Consider the following 16,545-nt stretch of genomic DNA (forward strand, 5'->3'; position numbering starts at 1 on the left):
TATTCCGAGATGGCAGGCAAACTTTGGTGACCTGCCCCTCCCCCAACACCTGTACTGATGCCCGCTTCTGCCCTCGCCCCCCACCAGCTGCGGCTGACGATTGACCCCGCCACGCTGGGCTTTGCCAGCACGGCCGAGCTGCAAGACCTGCCCCTGCCCTGGATCGGCCAGGAGCGCGCCCAGGCCGCCGCACAGTTTGGCCTGGGGCTGCACCAGCCTGACTACCACCTGTTCGTGCTGGGCGAAGTGGGCAGCGGGCGCGCATCGCTGCTGCGCCAGGCCATGCAGACTGCTGCGGCAGAACGCGCCGTGCCGCCCGACCTGTGCTACCTGCACAACTTCGACACGCCCGACCGGCCCCGCGCACTGCGCCTGCCTGCGGGCCAGGGCCGCCAGCTACGCCAAGGCATGGCCGACATGGCCAAGAACCTGCAGGCCGACATCCCCAAACGCCTGGCCGCCGCCGACTTCAAGGCCGAGGCGGAGCGCATCGAAAAAACCTGGCAGGCGCAAGAAGGCGAGGCCTTTGCCGTGCTCGACGCGTTTGCCGAGGCGCGCCAGTTCCGCCTGACCCGCGAGGGCGGGCAAATGGTGTTCACCCTCACAGGCCCCAAAGGCCAGGCGCTGACCGAAGCCGAAGCCCGCGCCCTGCCGCGCGAGCGCCGCGCAGAGATCGACGCCGCCGAACACGAACTGCGCACCGAGATCGCCCGCTTTCTGGAAGCCGTCCGCCCGCTGGAGCGCACCCGCGACGACGCCCTGGCCGCCCTGCGCCGCCAGACCATCAAGCCCCTGGTGGAACACGCCCTGCACGACATCCGCCAGGGCCTGCGCAAGCAGATCAAGGACACCGTCAAGCTCACCCACTGGCTCGACCAGGTGGAGAAGGCCGTGCTGGGCGACATCGACCTGTTCGAGCCCTTAGACGCCGAACGAGGTAGCGACCAGGGCGCCGATGCCGAAGACGACCGCAAGGACGCGCTCGACGACCTGCTGGCCCGCTGCCAGGTGAACCTGGTGGTAGACAACCACGGCCGCACCGCCGCGCCCGTGGTGGTGGAAGACAACCCCACCCAGCGCACGCTGTTTGGCAGCATCGAGCATGGATCGGACGCCGACACCGTGCAGGCCGACCACACCGGCATCCACGCGGGCAGCCTGCTCAAGGCGCACGGCGGCTTCATCCTGCTGCACCTGCACGACCTGGCCGCCGAAGAAGGCCTGTGGCAGCGCCTGCGCCGCTTTTTGCGCTGCGGCCGCCTGCAGATCGAAGAAGGAGGCGGCGGCCCCGGCCATGCCCCCGGCGGCGCCGTGGCGCTGCAGCCCGAGCCGGTGGACGTGGACGTGAAGATCGTGCTGATCGGATCGGTGGACGAGTACTACGCCTTGCAGGACGCCGACCCCGACGCCGCGCGGCGCTTTCGCGTGAAGGTGGATTTTTCAGACCACTTTGCCGCCACCCCCGCCACCCACCACGCCACCGCCATCCTGGTGGCCCAAGTCTGCAAAAAGCGCGGCCTGCCCCACTTCGGTCCCGAGGCCGTGGCCCTGGTGCTGGAGCAGACCCACCGCGAGGCCGACGACCAGCGCCGCCAGAGCGCGCGCTTTGCACACACCGAAGCACTGGCCATTGAAAGCGCCGCCCTGTGCAAGGCACACGGCGGCACCCTGGTGCAGGCCGCCGATGTGCAGGCCGCCCTGGCCGCCCGCACCCAGCGCCACAACCAGCCCGAAGAAGAGCTGCACGACTCCATCACCGAGGGCGAGCGCCTGATCTCGCTGGCAGGCTCCATCACCGGCCAGATCAACGCCATGACGCAGATCGACCTGGGCGACTATCGCTTCGGCTTTCCCGTTCGCATCACCGCCCGCACCTTTGCCGGGCAAGAGGGCCTGCTCAACATCGAGCGCGAGGTCGATATGTCCGGCCCCATCCACGACAAGGGCGTGCTCATCCTGCACAGCTACCTCACCGCCCTGTTCAGCCACGTGGCGCCACTGGCGCTGAACGCGTCCATCGTGTTCGAGCAGGAATACAGCGGCGTGGAAGGCGACTCGGCCTCGTGCGCCGAGCTGTATGCGCTGCTGTCCAGCCTGTCAGGCCTGCCCCTGCGCCAGGGCATCGCCGTGACCGGCGCGCTCAACCAGCACGGCGAGGTGCTGCCCGTGGGCGGCATCAACGAAAAGATCGAAGGCTGGTTCCGCGCCTGCGCAACGGCGGGGCTGGACGGCACCCACGGCGTGCTGGTCCCCGCCCGCAACCAACGCCACCTGATGCTGGACCGCAGCGTGCTGGACGCGGTGGAGCGCGGGCTGTTCCATGTCTACACCATGGGACATGTGAGCGAGGGGATTGCGCTGCTGACCGGCGAGGCGTCGGGCATGAGCCCAGCCGAACTGCTGCAGGCCCAAGCCGACGAGCTGGCCCACCGTGCTGCGGCCGTGGAAGACACCGTGATGCAGCGCGCTGAACTGACTTTGCGCGCGTACCGACGCGCTTGTCAGATCGCGGGGTCTGCGCGGAGGGGGCGAGGGGTTCGGGGCCGGTAGACAGGTCAGTGGCCTGCGAGATTGAATGCTCAGGGTTTTGGCTGCTTGGCAGCTGAGGCCGCCAGAAGCGCATGTTTAGGCTGCGACTGAACACCGACGTCAGTCAGGCGTTTAGCGTGACCTACGACGACGATTCGAACACCTTAGAGCGCCCGCGCATCGCCATCAAAGACCGTATTTGCGCTTCCTATTCTTAAAGGCTGGTTCCGTGCCTTCAAGAATTTCGACGACGGTGGCCTTGATCACTGGCGACTCGATGCCGCCCGAGACGTAGTTGAACGTGTTAGTCGCCTTGTCGCAGGTTGCACAGATGATTTGCTCGGCGTCGCAGACCACTGCCAAATTCGGGTTGTGCGTCACCATGATGACCTGGCGCCGCTGCTTGGCCGCTTTGATGCACTTGACCAGCACTTTGAAGATGGTCTGGTTGTCCAGATTCTCCTCGGGCTGATCGATGATGATCGGGATGTCATCCTTGTCCACTAGCAGGTAGAAGACGAGCAAAAGCAGCCCGCGCTCGCCGGGCGAGAGCTGGCTGATCTCTTGTTGGTCAAACGTCAGCGAGTACCTCGGCGCCAGATAGCTCATGCCGTAGAGGTAGTCGAGGATATCTTGGGGATCACCGCCCTTGCGCAGCTGATCGACGATCCGTGTCTCGCGGCCAGCGCCGGACTCGCGCCGGTCGAAGTGCAGCATGTCGTCAATGGTCTCGAGGAATTTCAGCGTCGAGTCCACGTCTCCGAAGTTGACCTCCTTAAGCAGTCCGCGCATGAACTGGTTGCTCTCGTCAACGCCGGAGAAGCTGCCCCGGGACTGCCGATTAATGCGGGGGAAGAATTGCTCCTGGAAGTTTGACTCCTCGATGCGCACATCGAAGTCCAACGGCAGATGCATGTCCATTTGCGCGGCGGACTTGACGAACTCTTGCACCGGGCCATAGAGGCGGCGGTATTCATCGACAGTCTTACCGATCTGCTCGTGGACGGTCTTAGCAAGTTCGGTGCGGCGCTCCCGTAGCTCCACCAGGTTGGCGGGCAGGGCGCCGAGCGACTCAATCTCGGCCTTGAACCACTCAATCGACTGCGGCTTGTCCTTGTTGCCGACAAGCTCCTCCTTGGCCTGTTCCCACTTGGTGACCTGGTCCTTGAAGATGATGAACAAGCGCTGCTTCTCGCCGAGCTTGCTCTTGATTTCGGCCATCGACGTCTCGGCCGCCTCGCGCCGTTTGGAGACGCCGGTGGGTTCTTGATTGGCGAGCGCTGCGTCCACGCCGGCAATCGATTCTTTTGCCGCCTTGGCCATCGCGTCGATCTTCGAGGTGTCGATCTTCAATTCGAGCAGATCGGCAGCTTTCAAATCGGAGCCAGCCTCGGCCAGCATGGGGGTCAGCTCCGCGATGAACAGATCGTGGGCCTTTTTGTGGTTGGCGATAGCCTGTGCGATCCGGCTCAGGACGGCTTGGCGCTTGGCCTCGACGACTTTCTTGTCGCGTAGCAGCTTTTCCTCTTCGCGAAGCTTTTTGAGCTCCTCCTCGATCGCCTGAATCTTCTCGGTGGCGGCCTTCGACTCTTCCTGCGCAGCGTCCGCCACTGTGGGGTCTTCCACCGGCTCGGGCTTCGAGGCCACCAAGGCGTTGTACTCAGCGACCTTGGCATCGAGCTGCTCTTGCAGCGACTGCTTGAACTCTGGCGTGAGCCGACGCTCGGTCTGCAAGATCTCGGCGTTGGCCTTCGAGATTTCTCTGATGACTTGCTCGCGTGCGCTGTCGATCTCAGCGACCTTGAAGTCGAGCAGCTCGTCCATGGAGGTGTAGCCTAGGCGGGCCTCCTCCGGGACGTGCGTGTAGATGATCTTGCGCAGCTCGGTGTCGAACGTCGCCGAGCCACCGTCGCCGAGCTCGTTGCACAGTGTCTCGAGGTAGCTCTGGGGCAGATACTTCACCCGCTCGACGCTGGTCTCTGAGGGATCTTCGTCGAGCTGGCGCTCGGATTCCGAGCCGTCATGCCAGCCCAGCGCGCCGACGAAGTGCTGTGCAAGCTTGTTCCTCGGATTGCGAAAGCGCGTGTCCTTGAGAAACGAGAAGCTCTTGAAGTTTTTGGTGTCACCGGCCAGGGCAGCGATATCGGCCATCGCGCTCTTACCGCTGCCTTTATTGCCAATGATTGCGACCAAGTCGTGGCTCAGCGGCATGTCCACGTTGAACCAAGTGTCGGCGAGCGTAGTGCCAACCTTGCGGCTGATGCGGATTTTGGAGGCATATTTGGTGCGATTGGCCTCGACTAATAGCCGCTTGGGCGGCGTGTCGCCCACAAACACTCGGTCCTCGAATTCGGTGATGGCCTGGACGAGACCGTCGAAGGTCGCGTCGGCCTTGATCCAGGTGAAGCAGTTGCCAACTCGGTCTTTGTCCTGCGAGGCTCTCGGCGCGTGGGCATCGGAGCAGTCGAGCAAGGTGGCCTTAACGTTGGACTCCGAGAGTTTCTTGCGCGCTGCGTGGTATTCCGCAGGGTTGGCCGCGGCAGTGAACACCAAGTCGGCTTGGTTGATGATGTTGCGCTTCTCGGCAATCGATTGGTCATCCCACTTTAGGTTGGCCCACTCGGTCTTACCGACTGCAATTAGGAACTTACCTGCGAAATAGGGCTTGTCGAGGGCATCGACGACTTTCTCAAGGCTCACGCAGAGATTGTTGAAGCCTTCCCGCAGGTGGGGCGCGTAATCCCCCTTTTTCTCGGCCGGCGCCGAGTCGACGATCATCTTCCCGAGCTCGGCCAAGCTTTCCCGTGTGATTACGGCATTCCACTTGCCCTTCAAGTCGTTGGAGTCCGGAATCAGTTGGTAGCTTGGGGTTAGCGCGTTGAGGAACTGCTGCTGGATGACCGCCGGGTCCATCGCGTCGAAGATGATGTGCAGGTTGATGCGGTTCCAGCCGGACTGCGAATAGGTTCCGTCCTTCTCCTTCTTGACCACTCCGGCGAACTTATCGAGACGCAACTCGATGACGGGCAGCAGAAGGTCGATGTTCTTGAGCCGGCCTTGCTCAAGCTTCGCCTTGCGCGCTCGCTCGTAGCCATCGATAAAGATGTAGTCATTGATGCCGATGGCTTTGAACTCGAGTGGCAGGGCCTCAAGGTCTTGAAGGAAGGCTTCCCAGGCTTCGTCCTGGCTGGCGCCGGGATAGTTGTGGACCAGTGACGAAGGCGTGTGGACGTGCAAGTCCCACTTTTTCCAAGTCGAGCCGGCTGGATCATTCGTCATTAGAGTCCCCCTGGGTTGTAGGCCGATGCAGGCCGAGTTACTTCTCGCGGCTAGCGCTTCGTTTATTGCTGCTCAGCAGAATAGATTATTAGCATCTCAGCCGAGGCGCTGGCGTAAACAGAGATGGGATCACGTCTTGCGGCACGTCCCAGCCGCACCAGGGGTCTGCCATGTAGGCGTCTACCCCGGCAGCGTCGCGCGACAGCCATTCGTAGCCGGTGCGGTGTTCAAAGCCCACATTGACGGCCGCGAGCCCGGCGGGCGCATCGGCGGGGTGTTGGCCACGCCGGCGGCCAACAGGTCGAGGGCGGTAGAGCCCGACAGGATGACGCCGGACCAGGTGGATGCTTGGTCCAGAATCGCCGCCTGCGCTGCGAACTAGCCCAGGGAGTGCACGAACAGGAAGGGCGGGAGGCCGGCATGCTGCCACGCGACGCGAGCGTGCAGTCCCTCTCGTGCGGCGAAGCTGCCCGGCCCTGATCCCGGCTAAGCTGCGCGAGCCAACCCTTTGTCTTCGCTCAGCCATGACCTCTAGCCTTCACCTCTTCGACCCCGATCGCCATGCCCTGCCGCTGCCCGAAAACTTTGCGGCGCTGGAGGCCATGCGCGAGTTGCTGCACGCGCGTGCCGATGGCAAGAACTTGCGCTTTGTCGAGTTCGCGCTGCGGTTCGAGGATCGCTTCAAGGACGCGGGCCGCACCACGCCCTTGCAGCAGGCCAACGCCTGCCGTCGCGCGGCATGGCAGTTTGACCTCCCGAACGTGGACGAGATGAACGCATACCGGACGGCTGTGGAGATTGCCGGTGCACTGGGATTGGTGGCGTATGACGCGACGCTGGGCGTAGGTTTTCTGCCGACGGCCGGGTGGTTCCGACCGAGTTCGCGCAAGCCGCCACGCCTGTGGCGCCCGCCGAAAAGCTGCCCTGGGGGGCGCTCCCGCCAGACGCGCTGCGCGGCGAGAGCGAGGTGCGAGAAGTTTTGGCCCCTGCCCTGGCGCGCGCTATGGCTGGCAGCGGTTTTGAGCTGGAAGCTGCACCACCCGAACAGCCCGGCGCGCCCATCGTCCTCGCCCGACGGATCGGTGCTGTGCGCCAGGCGCTGACCGTCAATCTGATGCGCTATGAAGTGCTGAACCTGACCCTGCGTGTGTGGCATGACGCTTGCACCGCTGTGCTGGCACAAGCCCTGGGCCCCGAGCCTCACCAGGACACCGCCTTCGAGCTGGGCATGGCGTTCTTCGAGCCCGGCCCGGGCTCCCTGCACCGGTGGACACTCGAACGTCTATCGCAATTGCCAGCGGTCCTTGCGCTGGTATGTGGTCGGGTTTTGCCCCTGGCGGGTCTGTGCACTGACCTGCATGGGCTGGACCAACTGCTCAACGACGCCAGCGCCGACAGAGTGCGTACTCCCTACCGCAACGCCTACACCTGGTCGGACCGCCCTGACGGCTCGGACGGCTCGCGCAGCCTGCGTGAAGAGGTCTTCCCGCATGCGCAGCGCCTCGTCATCGCCCACCTCAATGGCAACCCACTGGCAGCCGCCATCGCCCGCGAGTTGGAGGACCACTGGCAGCACAGCAGCTACTGGCGCGCCCCTCAGGAGCGCGAGGCCCTGGCGGCCGTGCGCGCCACGCTAGCCCACACGCCGCCACTGGCCCACTGGAACGACATGGCTGCCTGGCGGGCTGCACTGCGCCCTATTCCTGCATCGCTGCAGTCCCACACCCCCGACCCGCGTGGGCGGCGCTGTCACCACTATGAAGTGACCGAAGCCTTGCACCAGGACCTGCGCAAAGACCCAGGCGGCTTTTGGGCCAGGTTCGCCGGTCCGGATGGTGCATCCGAGCTCACTCGCGTGTGGCAAGACAAGGCCTCCACATTGCCAGGCTCCGCGCGCATCCCCCCGGACGGCCTCGGATGCCATGTGGCCACTCTGCCCGGCAGGGCTGGTGAGGGCGCGATCAAAGTGGTGTGCCTTTGCTTTCCACCCATCACGGGCCTTGACGAGCATCGATTCTTGGCACTGGCTCGCCGCGGCGACATATCACGCATGTTCCGCATGGGCTACGAAAACGGACTGGACGACGACGGCCAAATGCAGCTGCGCATTGAGTACGGCGTGCGCCACGGGAACGCCGACGTTATCACCCGCGAAACGCTGGATGCCGAGCTGAACATGCAGGCATTCCTGGAGAGGGTGGCAGAGCTGTTCGCATGAACTGGCGTGGGAGCCGCTTCAACAGACTGCTGCTACGGGAGCCGTGACTACGCAATGCGGGAACGCGCCCGCAGCCACGCCACGATATCCCCCGTCACCTCATCCCGATTCGTCTCATTCAAGATCTCATGCCGCGCCGCTGGGTACAGCTTGACCGTCACATCGGCCACACCGGCATCCCGATACCGCTGCCCCAGTTGCTGAAGCAAAGCCCCGCCTGTGGCCAGCGGGTCTGCGTCGCCGGATGCGATGAGGATGGGCAAGTCGCTGCGAATGCGCGCGAGCAGCGCGGGATCGGCCAGCCGGGGCGCTGGGGCGAAGAGCGAAGGAATCACATCCTCCGGCATGTCCCAGCCGCACCACGGGTCAGCCACGTAGGCGTCCACCTCCGCAGCATCGCGCGACAGCCATTCGTAGCCGGTGCGGTGCTCAAAACCCGCGTTGAAGGCCGCGAGCCCGGCGGGCGCGTCGGCAGGGGCATTGGCCATGGCGGCGGCGAACAGATCGAGGGCGGTGGAGCCCGACAGGATGACGCCGGACCAGGTGGATGAATGGTCCAGGATGGCCGCCTGCGCCGCGAACGAGCCCATGGAGTGGCCGAACAGGAAGAGCGGCAGGCCGGCGTGCTGCTCGCGCAGCAGTGCGCCGAACTGGGCCACGTCGGCAATGAGGCCGCCGAAACCAGCGCTGCCAAAGTCGCCCAGCTTGCCACCGGCGGTGCGCCCGTGTCCGCGATGGTCCACGGCGTGGACGATGAAGCCTGCGGCGTTCAGGGCCCGCGCAAAGCGGTCGTAGCGCTCGCCATGCTCGGCAAGGCCGTGAGAGATTTGAACAACGCCCACTGGTTGGCCCGGGGTTTGGGCCCAGGTGTAGGTGGTGACCTGGGTGCCGTCTGCGTTGGATTGGAAGGAGGTGGTGGTGGTGCTCATCGGTTCATTCTGGCATGGGGTCTGACTGCGTGTCACGCGCACGCGCCCCCTCCCCTGCACTGCCATCACCATTCAATTCTTGCCCTGCCACGGGTTCGCAGTCACCATCCACTGCAACCAGCCCACCACCCAATCCAGCATGCCGCTCCCCCCAGTTCTCGACCGTTTCCTCCAAGCCCAGGAGCCCGTCTGGCCCCGCGTGATCGCCGAGCTGCGGGCGGGCAAAAAGCGCACGCATTGGATGTGGTTTGTGTTTCCGCAGATCAATGGTCTGGGGCACAGCGACATGGCCCAGCGCTATGCCATCCAGTCGATGGCCGAGGCGCAGGCTTACCTGGCGCACCCGGTGCTCGCAGGCCGTTTGCGTGAGTGCTGCCAGATCCTGCTGGACCTGGAGACGTCTTCTGCGCTGGATGTGTTGGGCTCGCCAGACGACCTCAAGCTGCGCTCCAGCATGACGCTGTTTGGCGAAGCTTCTGCGCCGGGCAGCGTGTTCGAGGCGGTGCTGCAAAAGTATTTCGGCGGGGAAAAAGACCCGCGCACGATCCAACTGCTTGGGTAGCTTGCTGCTTGCTGGCTGCGCAGCTGCGGGCACCGTGTGTCTCGGGCAGGGCATGCCCCGGCGCGGCGGCCGGGCCGTTCAGGCTGTGGGCCGTGGGGGAATCGGGTGCGAAGCCGTTGCCTGCAGGCGCCCCGCCATCCCCTGCTGATGGGCCGTCTGCCTGCAGCGAAATTCGGTCGGGGTGCACCCGGCCTCGCGCTTGAAGAACTTGGCGAAGTTCGCCAGGTCGCTGTAGCCCAGGTTTTCGGCAACGCGCGCCACCGGCCAGGTGGTGTGGGCCAGCAAGCGCTTGGCCTCCAGAACGATGCGGGCGGAAATGAAGGCCTTGGGCGTGACCCCGGCTGCTTCCAGCGACGCGCGCACCAGGCTTTTCTCGGAGCAGCCCAGCTGCTGTGCGTACCGGGGCAGTTGGTGCCAGGTGGCAAAGTGCTTCTCCACCAGCAATTCAAACGCCTTGAATCTCTGCAGCGCGCGCCCCTGCGGTACGCGCTGCGCTGACTGCTGCTCGTGCGCCATGCGCAGCCGCGTCAGCAAGGCATAGAGCTGATAGCGCAACAGGGCATGGGCATGCAGCGATGCGGCGTGGGTCTGCGTGTCTTGGTGCATCTGCGCAATGGCGTGGGCAATCACCGGCGCGCTGTCGCTGCCCAGCGCCCACGCGGTGGGCAGGCCGTCCAGCCCGTCGACCGGGGCCTGCGCCTGCGCGGCGGGGGCCGCTGCCCACAGAAATTCGGGGCGGAACAGCACCATCCACCCGTCCCAGTCCTGGGTGTCTCCAAAACTGTGGGTTTTGCCGGGCCGCAGGACCAGCACCGACCCCGGGCCGCAGCGCACATGCTCGAAGTCCACCATGTGGAGGCAGGTTCCCTGCGTCACAAAGATCAGGGTCGGAAAGGCGTAGCGGTAGGTGGACGCCAGCGCCTCGCCGCCCACCCTTTGCCGCAGGTCCGATACCCGGAATATCTCCAGGTCGAGCGGGTACAGCCCCTCGGGCTGGTAGCTCAGGTGCTGGATGTCGGGGTGGCGGGCTGCGGCGGGTTTGTGGTGGCGTGCGGTCATGGGTCAGCAACGGCGGGGTGCAGAGGTTTGTCCTGAAGTGACAGTAAATCGCCCGGTTTTCACAGCCTGCTGGGGCTTTGATTGTCCAACAATGACCTCACAGCGCCCACTGGGCGTTGCCCTAAATTCACCAAGGAATCCCCATGCACGCCATTGAAATCGCCAAGACCTACATCCAAGCCGCACAAACCGGCGACCAGGCCACCCTCGGCCGCGTCATCTCGCCCGACGTGGTTTGGCACCAGCCGGGCCACAACCAGTTCTCAGGCACGCACCGTGGCATGGCCGCCGTGGGCCAGATGCTCGGCCAGATGATGGCCGTGTCGAAAGGGACGTTTGCGATCACCCGGGCCGACCACTACATGGCCAACGGTGAGTGGGTGGCCGTGAGCATTGAGTTTGCGGGCGAGCGCGACGGCCTCACGCTCCAGCAGGCTGGCGTGGACCTGCTGCGTATCGCCGATGGAAAGATCGTTGAAGTCCGCCTGTTCTCCAGCAATCCGGCGCAGGAAGACGCGTTCTGGGGCCAGTGACGGCCCACGGCCTGCCCTTGCCTGTGCGCCCTAACCACCGGCTTGGGGCAGGCAACGCGGGTTTTTTGAGTCAAAAAGGGGCTTACCGCCCGTCTGTATTCATTGTTAGCTATCTAATTTATAGCAATCAATTACCCACCAAATTGCACGCCCTGTGTGCACGCACCCGGCAACCCTCCTGCCGCAGGCGCGCATCCCGGCGCAGTAGCGCGGGGCGCGCGGGCGGCCTGCACCGCATCGCGAATCGCCTGCACCACCGCCTCGGGCTTCTCCAGGGGGATGCCGTGCCCGCTGTCCACCCACACCTGGGTGGAGCCAGGATAGAGGTGCGCGATGTCGGCGCGTTTTCGGTGCACATCGTCGGCCAGCGCAGGTGAAGCCCCCGGGGTGCGCAGCGCGCTGAGCACAAACACGGGCACAGCGGGGTCCACCGGCAGGCTGGCAACGAGTTGCCCCGTGGCATCCAGCGCTGCCAACTCCTGCTTGACTACGTCAGAGGTGCTCAGGCGGAACGCCACTTTCAGCCATGTCGGCCACAGGTCTGGGTTGCCAGCCCCTCGCATCTGGTCGGGGTGGGTGGAGTCCACCAGCACCAGCGCGGCCACCTCGCCGGGGTATTGGCGCGCAAAGAGCTGCATGTACAAGCCGCCCAGCGAATGGCCCACCAGCACGTAGGGTGGCGGCAGCTTGCGGGACTTGAGCAGCGCCCGCAGTTCCTCCACCACATGGGCGCCGTCGCGGGGGCCTGGCGATGCCTCGCTGTGGCCGTAGCCTGCGCGGTTGTAGGCCAGCGCGGTGGTCTCCTGCACGGCGTCTGGCCAGACCTTGGCCCACCAATCGAGGCTTGCCCCCAGCCCGTTCTCGAACACCACCACCGGTGCGCCCTGCCCGGCCAGGGCATGTTCCACCGTGCGGCCGCCCGCCATGTCGGTGACCACGCCCGGCACGGTGGCACAGCCCGCCAGACACACGGACAACCACAAGCCCGCCCACCGCCATCTTTTCATTTCGCCGTGACCATTTTGTTGAGTGAAGTCGACCCACCTGCCGGTGCAAGCCAGGGCCTTTAAAAACCTGCTGGGGGCACGCCACGGGGGCGCATCAGGCCGCCACAAACACGCCGTGCAGCCCCAGCGGCAGCGCATACGGCAGCGTGGCCTGCGCCACGGGGCCGTCGGCCAGCGCGTCGGCGGCAAAACACGACAGCAGGGTTTGCTTGCGGGCGTAGTCCAGCGCGGTGCCCACCACCCAGCCGGGGCCGCGCGCGTCGGGCACCCAGACATGTTCTTCCACGATGGTGTGGGGGCCGTAGCGGTAGCGCTGCGACACGCCGCTCTCTACGTTGGTGGAGGCAATGGCGCCCCACAGCGGCAGGCCGCCCTGGGTGCCGGTGGCATGGACGACCTGGCGGTGCCGCTGCCCGACCCGCCGGGGGTCGATGCGCGGAAACTCCGCCTCCACACCCAGGCTGGCCTGCGTGGCCTTGCCGGTGCGCAAGTCCAAGCGGGCCACCGTCAGCACCGGGCCTGCCGAGCCCGCCAGCCGGGCGCGCATCACCTCGCGCGTGTCGGTGAGGACGCCGGATGCGTCGGCGGCGCGCGCGTAATCGAGATGAATCACCGTGCCGCTGGCGGTTTGCTCCTCCCAGGCGTTGCCCAGGTGGAACAGGAAGCCCGCAGGCAGGTGGAACATCTGCTGCCGCTTCCAGTCCTGCTTGTTGACCACCAGCACACGCATGCCCAGCTCGGGGCGCCATTGGTGCGCGTCCAGCACGCTCGCCCCGGCCACGCGGCGCTGCGCGTCGTACACCAGCGGAGGCAGCAGAAAGACGAGGTGCCCGGCCGTGACCGCAAAGTCATGCACCATGGGCATGTGGCTGAGCGGGAACGCATCGGCGCGGCGCAGCGCCCCTGCAGGCGTGATTTCGTACAGCAGCAACAGGCCGTGGTGGGCGTCCACGCCAAAGTTCCAGATCGTGCCGTCGGGCTCCACCCGAGGGTGGGCCGAGAAGGGCACGCCTGCCAGGTCTGCGCGCCAGGTCTTGAGGCCCCGGGTCTCCAGCGTGCGGGAGTCCAGGCGCGTGGCCGATCCGCCCTCCCACAGCGCCAGCACATCGTCGCCCACAGGCAGCATGCTGATGTTGGCGGTGTTCATGCTGTCGGGCGAGCTGGGTGGCTCGCGGCCCGGGAACACGGTGCCAAAGCCTTCGGTCAGCCTGCGGCCCGCCTGGACTTCAGCCAGCCGCTTGGCGGTGGCCACATAGCGGCCCTGGTGGTGCACCGTGTTGCCGCCGATCACAAAACGGTGGGCCATCCCGTCGCCGTCAAACCAGTGCTGGTAACGCTCTCCGCCCAGGTCGTGGCCCGCCGGGCCCACGCGGTACAACGTGCCCGCCACGGCATCCGGGAAGCGCCCGCGCACCCTGGCTGCTGTCAGAGGAATGTCTGCCGCCGCAGTGGCAAACGCCGGCTTCCACGGCGCGTGGGACGCTTCGAACTGGGCGTGCCAGCTGGGGGACGACGCTTGCGCATGCGCCGTGCGGGGCACCTGGGATGCCATGGACGCAAGCAAGGGGCCGCCGCCAGCGGCCATGAGCCGCAGCACCAGATCACGGCGATGGATGGACATGAGGACGCCTCCAGGGGGTTCAGCGCAGGCGGATGGTGATGCTGTGGTCGGCATCCAGCGGCACGGCTGCCGCGTCGAAACCGGGCGGGCCCATGCGGCCCCGGGCGTCGTTGGAGAAGCCATACCGCTCTGTGGGCAGGCCCAGCAGGTTGGTGTCCAGCTTGGCGTTGCCGTTTTCGTCGGCAAACGACTTGACCACGTAGCGCCCGGCGGGCAAGCCACTGAACACCAGTTGCGCGGCACCGTCGCGCAGTTCGATCTTTTGCGAGACCACGGCCTGGTTGCTGGCAAATGCATCGGCCGAGTCAAACACGGCCAGGTAGAGCGTGGCTGGCGCAGCGGGGCCGTCGGTCACGGCAACCCGCAGGTCCGCCGCGCTGGCCGCCAGGGGCAGCCAGGCCGCAGCCATCAACAAGGTGGTGTGGATCCCCCTCATGGCGTTCTGCGTACGGGGCTGCGTGGAAGGTGGGAGCGCAAACATCAGCACCGCCCGGCCGCTTTCAGCAAGGCGTTGCACTCGGGGCTGGCATTGCGGCCACGGGCGGCAGGCGCCGGGGATGCTGCTGGCGCTGCGGCTGCAGGGCTGCTGCTACCGCTCTTGCTGCCCACCATGGCTGTGCAGATGGCGTCGGAATGGGGTGTTTGCCCAAAGCTCATGGCCTTCTGAAAGCCTGTGGCGCCGTACACGTAACACCGGTAGGTGGCGCCGTCGCGGGTGTTGACGGTGTAGTTGACCCGGCCACCGGTTTCCTCCTGGCGATCGGTGATGGTGAACTGGTCGGCAGTCCGCCCGATGGCTTGCGCCGTACGCTGCTCCAGGCCCGACTGGTCGAGGGTGGAAGCGCAACCGGCGAAGAGCGCCAGGGTCAGCGCCCCCGCAGACCAGCGAACAAAGCGGGTGCGGTGCGATGAATGGGAAGAAACAGACATGACAGGCTCCTTGGGATCAATGGGGAATGAACAAAACGGCTCGGCAAGAACCAGCAGGCAAAACAACTCCCTGCGTCCCCAAAAGGGCCGCATGCGTTGCGGTGAAAGGAGGAGGAAAAATCAGCCCGGTTTGCGGGCCACGACAAAGGCGCGGATGTCCTTGCCCCGCGTGCCATGCCGCTCGGCGCAGACGATCTGCAGGCCCTGCTGCACCATGGCCGACTGCAGCCGCTGTTCGCCAAAACACAGCACGGGCGGGGCCTTGCCAATGGCGCGCATCAGCGGCACGGCCAGGTAGGGAATCAGCGGGTTCATCTCGGCAAGGCAAGCCGTCTTGGAGATTAGCAACCCACCCGGCCGCAGCACCTGCACCACCTGCTTGAGCGCACCGTCGAGGTCGCTCGTCAGGTGCAGCACGTTGAAGGCCAGCACCGCGTCGTACGCCGCCTGCCCAAAGGCCGCGGCCTCGGCGTCGGCCACGGCAAAACTCAGCTGTGGCGAGGGCTGCGCGGCCAGCCGCTGGTGGGCAATGGCAATCATCTGGGGCGAGACATCGGTGGCCAGCAAGCTGCGGGTGAAAGGCGCCAGGCGCAGCGCCGTGCTGCCCGTGCCGCAGCCAATCTCCAGCACGTCATGCTGGGTGGACAGCAGGCCCTGCACGCGCTGCAGTGTGGCCTCATACCCCGCCAGGTCGGCAATGGGGTCGGCTGCGTACTTGGGCGCGATGCGGTCCCAAAACCGCGCTTGGGACGCCGCAGCCGAACGGACCGCAGAGGGAGAAGCGCTGGAGGCGGGAGCAATGGCGGGCAAAGACATGGATACGGTTCGGGGGAAGTGCTGACGCGGTGGAATGCAGGAAGGAGCAACACCCGGATGCTATCCATGCATTGAAGCGCAGGAAACTGCGGTAAATTGCAGTGAACATATACGTTTACGCATGGATAACCTCGACTGGAATCAGCTAAAAGCCTTTCTGCAAACGGCCCAGACCGGCTCACTGTCTGCCGCCGCGCGCAAGCTGGGCCTGACCCAGCCCACCCTGAGCCGGCAAGTGGCCGCCATTGAGCAGCAGATGGGGGTGACGCTGTTCGAGCGCGTGGGCAAGGCCATGGTGCTCACGCCCACGGGGCTGGACCTGTTGGAACACGCCCGCGCCATGGGCGCTGCCGCCGAGGCGCTGGGCTTGGCGGCTAGCGGGCGGTCGCAAGCGGTAGGGGGCGTGGTGTCGGTGTCGGCCACCGACGCCGTGGCCGCCTACCTGCTGCCGCCCATCGTGCAGCGCCTGCGCGCGCGGGAGCCAGGCATTGCCGTCGAGGTGATCTCGTCCAACGCGCTGAGCGACCTGCTGCGCCGCGAGGCCGACATTGCAATCCGCCACGTCAAGCCGGAGCAGCCCGACCTGATCGCTCGCCTGATCCGTGAGGCACAGGCCTACTTCTACGCCTCAGAGGACTGGGTCCGGGCCCACGGCCATCCACGCAACGCACAGGAGGCCGCACGCTTGCCCTTTGTGGGCTCAGACCGCAATGGCCAATACCTGGCGTACCTGCGCCAGCACGGGCTAAACCTGAGCGAGGACAACTTCAGCTGCTACTCCGACCACACCGTGGCCCACTGGGCGCTGGTGTGCCAGGGCATGGGCATCGGCGCCATGATGACCGAGATCGCGCGCAAGACGCCGGGCATGGTCCGGGTGCTGGACGACCTGCCGCCAGTGCGCTTTCCCATCTGGCTGGTGTCCCATCGCGAGCTGCGCACCTCGCGGCGGATCCGGGTGGTGTTTGAGGCGCTCGCCGAGGGTTTGCAGGGCGAGGACTGAGGGCGCGCCGTTGCGCCTCTGCGCGGCCCTTCGCGCGCCCGGCCCTGCCGTGGACTAGG

14 protein-coding genes are annotated in these 16,545 nt (G+C 65.8%); 6 read left to right on the plus strand and 8 right to left on the minus strand.

All coding sequences use genetic code 11. The features are described from left to right. Positions 1-57: 57 nt before the first annotated feature. Positions 58-2,550: a Lon protease family protein gene (locus ACODS0_RS23870; RefSeq protein ID WP_488837580.1), complete on the plus strand. Its 2,493-nt coding sequence runs from the start codon at positions 58-60 to the stop codon at positions 2,548-2,550. A gap of 165 nt (positions 2,551-2,715) precedes the next feature. On the opposite strand, the gene ACODS0_RS23875 is transcribed toward ACODS0_RS23870, so the two are convergent. Next, positions 2,716-5,808, minus strand: a complete 3,093-nt coding sequence (locus tag ACODS0_RS23875; protein ID WP_488837582.1) for a TrlF family AAA-like ATPase — start codon at positions 5,806-5,808, stop codon at positions 2,716-2,718. Positions 5,809-6,332: 524 nt separating this feature from the next. Here ACODS0_RS23875 and ACODS0_RS23880 point away from each other — a divergent pair. Next, the gene (locus ACODS0_RS23880; RefSeq protein ID WP_488837584.1) at positions 6,333-6,911 is read left to right on the plus strand and encodes a hypothetical protein; all 579 of its coding nucleotides are present in this window, start codon (positions 6,333-6,335) and stop codon (positions 6,909-6,911) included. Then, positions 6,812-8,026, plus strand: a complete 1,215-nt coding sequence (locus ACODS0_RS23885; protein ID WP_488837586.1) for a hypothetical protein — start codon at positions 6,812-6,814, stop codon at positions 8,024-8,026. The genes ACODS0_RS23880 and ACODS0_RS23885 overlap by 100 nt, the downstream gene beginning before the upstream one ends. A gap of 47 nt (positions 8,027-8,073) precedes the next feature. Here the strand turns inward: ACODS0_RS23885 and ACODS0_RS23890 are convergent, their stop codons facing one another. After that, positions 8,074-8,955, minus strand: coding sequence for an alpha/beta hydrolase (locus ACODS0_RS23890; RefSeq protein WP_488837588.1), 882 nt, complete (start codon positions 8,953-8,955; stop codon positions 8,074-8,076). A 139-nt stretch (positions 8,956-9,094) separates the two neighbouring features. Between ACODS0_RS23890 and ACODS0_RS23895 the strand changes: the two genes are divergently transcribed. Beyond that, positions 9,095-9,517 (plus strand): DUF1810 domain-containing protein, encoded by a 423-nt coding sequence (locus tag ACODS0_RS23895; RefSeq protein ID WP_488837590.1) that lies wholly within the window; start codon positions 9,095-9,097, stop codon positions 9,515-9,517. 78 nt (positions 9,518-9,595) lie between these two features. Here ACODS0_RS23895 and ACODS0_RS23900 read toward each other — a convergent pair whose 3' ends face one another. After that, positions 9,596-10,576, minus strand: a complete 981-nt coding sequence (locus tag ACODS0_RS23900; protein WP_488837591.1) for a helix-turn-helix transcriptional regulator — start codon at positions 10,574-10,576, stop codon at positions 9,596-9,598. 143 nt (positions 10,577-10,719) lie between these two features. On the opposite strand from ACODS0_RS23900, the gene ACODS0_RS23905 reads away from it, so the two are divergent. Next, the gene (locus ACODS0_RS23905; protein ID WP_488837593.1) at positions 10,720-11,109 is read left to right on the plus strand and encodes a nuclear transport factor 2 family protein; all 390 of its coding nucleotides are present in this window, start codon (positions 10,720-10,722) and stop codon (positions 11,107-11,109) included. Positions 11,110-11,240: 131 nt separating this feature from the next. Here the strand turns inward: ACODS0_RS23905 and ACODS0_RS23910 are convergent, their stop codons facing one another. From ACODS0_RS23910 to ACODS0_RS23930, 5 genes are all read right to left on the minus strand, one after another. Then, entirely contained in the window at positions 11,241-12,116 is an 876-nt protein-coding gene (locus ACODS0_RS23910; protein WP_488837595.1) for an alpha/beta fold hydrolase, read from the minus strand. Between the two features lie 94 nt (positions 12,117-12,210). Beyond that, positions 12,211-13,731, minus strand: a complete 1,521-nt coding sequence (locus tag ACODS0_RS23915) for a carotenoid oxygenase family protein (protein WP_488837658.1) — start codon at positions 13,729-13,731, stop codon at positions 12,211-12,213. A 25-nt stretch (positions 13,732-13,756) separates the two neighbouring features. Then, a complete protein-coding gene (locus tag ACODS0_RS23920) occupies positions 13,757-14,173 on the minus strand; it encodes a DUF2141 domain-containing protein (protein WP_488837597.1) in 417 nt (138 codons plus the stop codon). 44 nt (positions 14,174-14,217) lie between these two features. Continuing rightward, on the minus strand, positions 14,218-14,667 hold the full coding sequence (locus ACODS0_RS23925) for a hypothetical protein (RefSeq protein WP_488837599.1): 450 nt from the start codon (positions 14,665-14,667) through the stop codon (positions 14,218-14,220). A gap of 120 nt (positions 14,668-14,787) precedes the next feature. Continuing rightward, entirely contained in the window at positions 14,788-15,483 is a 696-nt protein-coding gene (locus ACODS0_RS23930) for a class I SAM-dependent methyltransferase (RefSeq protein WP_487262399.1), read from the minus strand. 121 nt (positions 15,484-15,604) lie between these two features. Here ACODS0_RS23930 and ACODS0_RS23935 point away from each other — a divergent pair, with 121 nt between their 5' ends. Next, entirely contained in the window at positions 15,605-16,486 is an 882-nt protein-coding gene (locus ACODS0_RS23935; protein WP_488837601.1) for a LysR family transcriptional regulator, read from the plus strand. The last annotated feature ends 59 nt before the right edge of the window (positions 16,487-16,545 follow it).

Source organism: Acidovorax sp. FG60 (genome assembly GCF_057808995.1).

Bases quoted from the DNA above. Each gene is read 5' to 3' on its own strand.
- ACODS0_RS23870 (WP_488837580.1), top strand. From the start codon at position 58: ATGCCCGCTTCTGCCCTCGCCCCCCACCAGCTGCGGCTGACGATTGAC.
- ACODS0_RS23875 (WP_488837582.1), bottom strand. From the start codon at position 5,808: ATGACGAATGATCCAGCCGGCTCGACTTGGAAAAAGTGGGACTTGCAC.
- ACODS0_RS23880 (WP_488837584.1), top strand. From the start codon at position 6,333: ATGACCTCTAGCCTTCACCTCTTCGACCCCGATCGCCATGCCCTGCCG.
- ACODS0_RS23885 (WP_488837586.1), top strand. From the start codon at position 6,812: ATGGCTGGCAGCGGTTTTGAGCTGGAAGCTGCACCACCCGAACAGCCC.
- ACODS0_RS23890 (WP_488837588.1), bottom strand. From the start codon at position 8,955: ATGAGCACCACCACCACCTCCTTCCAATCCAACGCAGACGGCACCCAG.
- ACODS0_RS23895 (WP_488837590.1), top strand. From the start codon at position 9,095: ATGCCGCTCCCCCCAGTTCTCGACCGTTTCCTCCAAGCCCAGGAGCCC.
- ACODS0_RS23900 (WP_488837591.1), bottom strand. From the start codon at position 10,576: ATGACCGCACGCCACCACAAACCCGCCGCAGCCCGCCACCCCGACATC.
- ACODS0_RS23905 (WP_488837593.1), top strand. From the start codon at position 10,720: ATGCACGCCATTGAAATCGCCAAGACCTACATCCAAGCCGCACAAACC.
- ACODS0_RS23910 (WP_488837595.1), bottom strand. From the start codon at position 12,116: ATGAAAAGATGGCGGTGGGCGGGCTTGTGGTTGTCCGTGTGTCTGGCG.
- ACODS0_RS23920 (WP_488837597.1), bottom strand. From the start codon at position 14,173: ATGAGGGGGATCCACACCACCTTGTTGATGGCTGCGGCCTGGCTGCCC.
- ACODS0_RS23925 (WP_488837599.1), bottom strand. From the start codon at position 14,667: ATGTCTGTTTCTTCCCATTCATCGCACCGCACCCGCTTTGTTCGCTGG.
- ACODS0_RS23930 (WP_487262399.1), bottom strand. From the start codon at position 15,483: ATGTCTTTGCCCGCCATTGCTCCCGCCTCCAGCGCTTCTCCCTCTGCG.
- ACODS0_RS23935 (WP_488837601.1), top strand. From the start codon at position 15,605: ATGGATAACCTCGACTGGAATCAGCTAAAAGCCTTTCTGCAAACGGCC.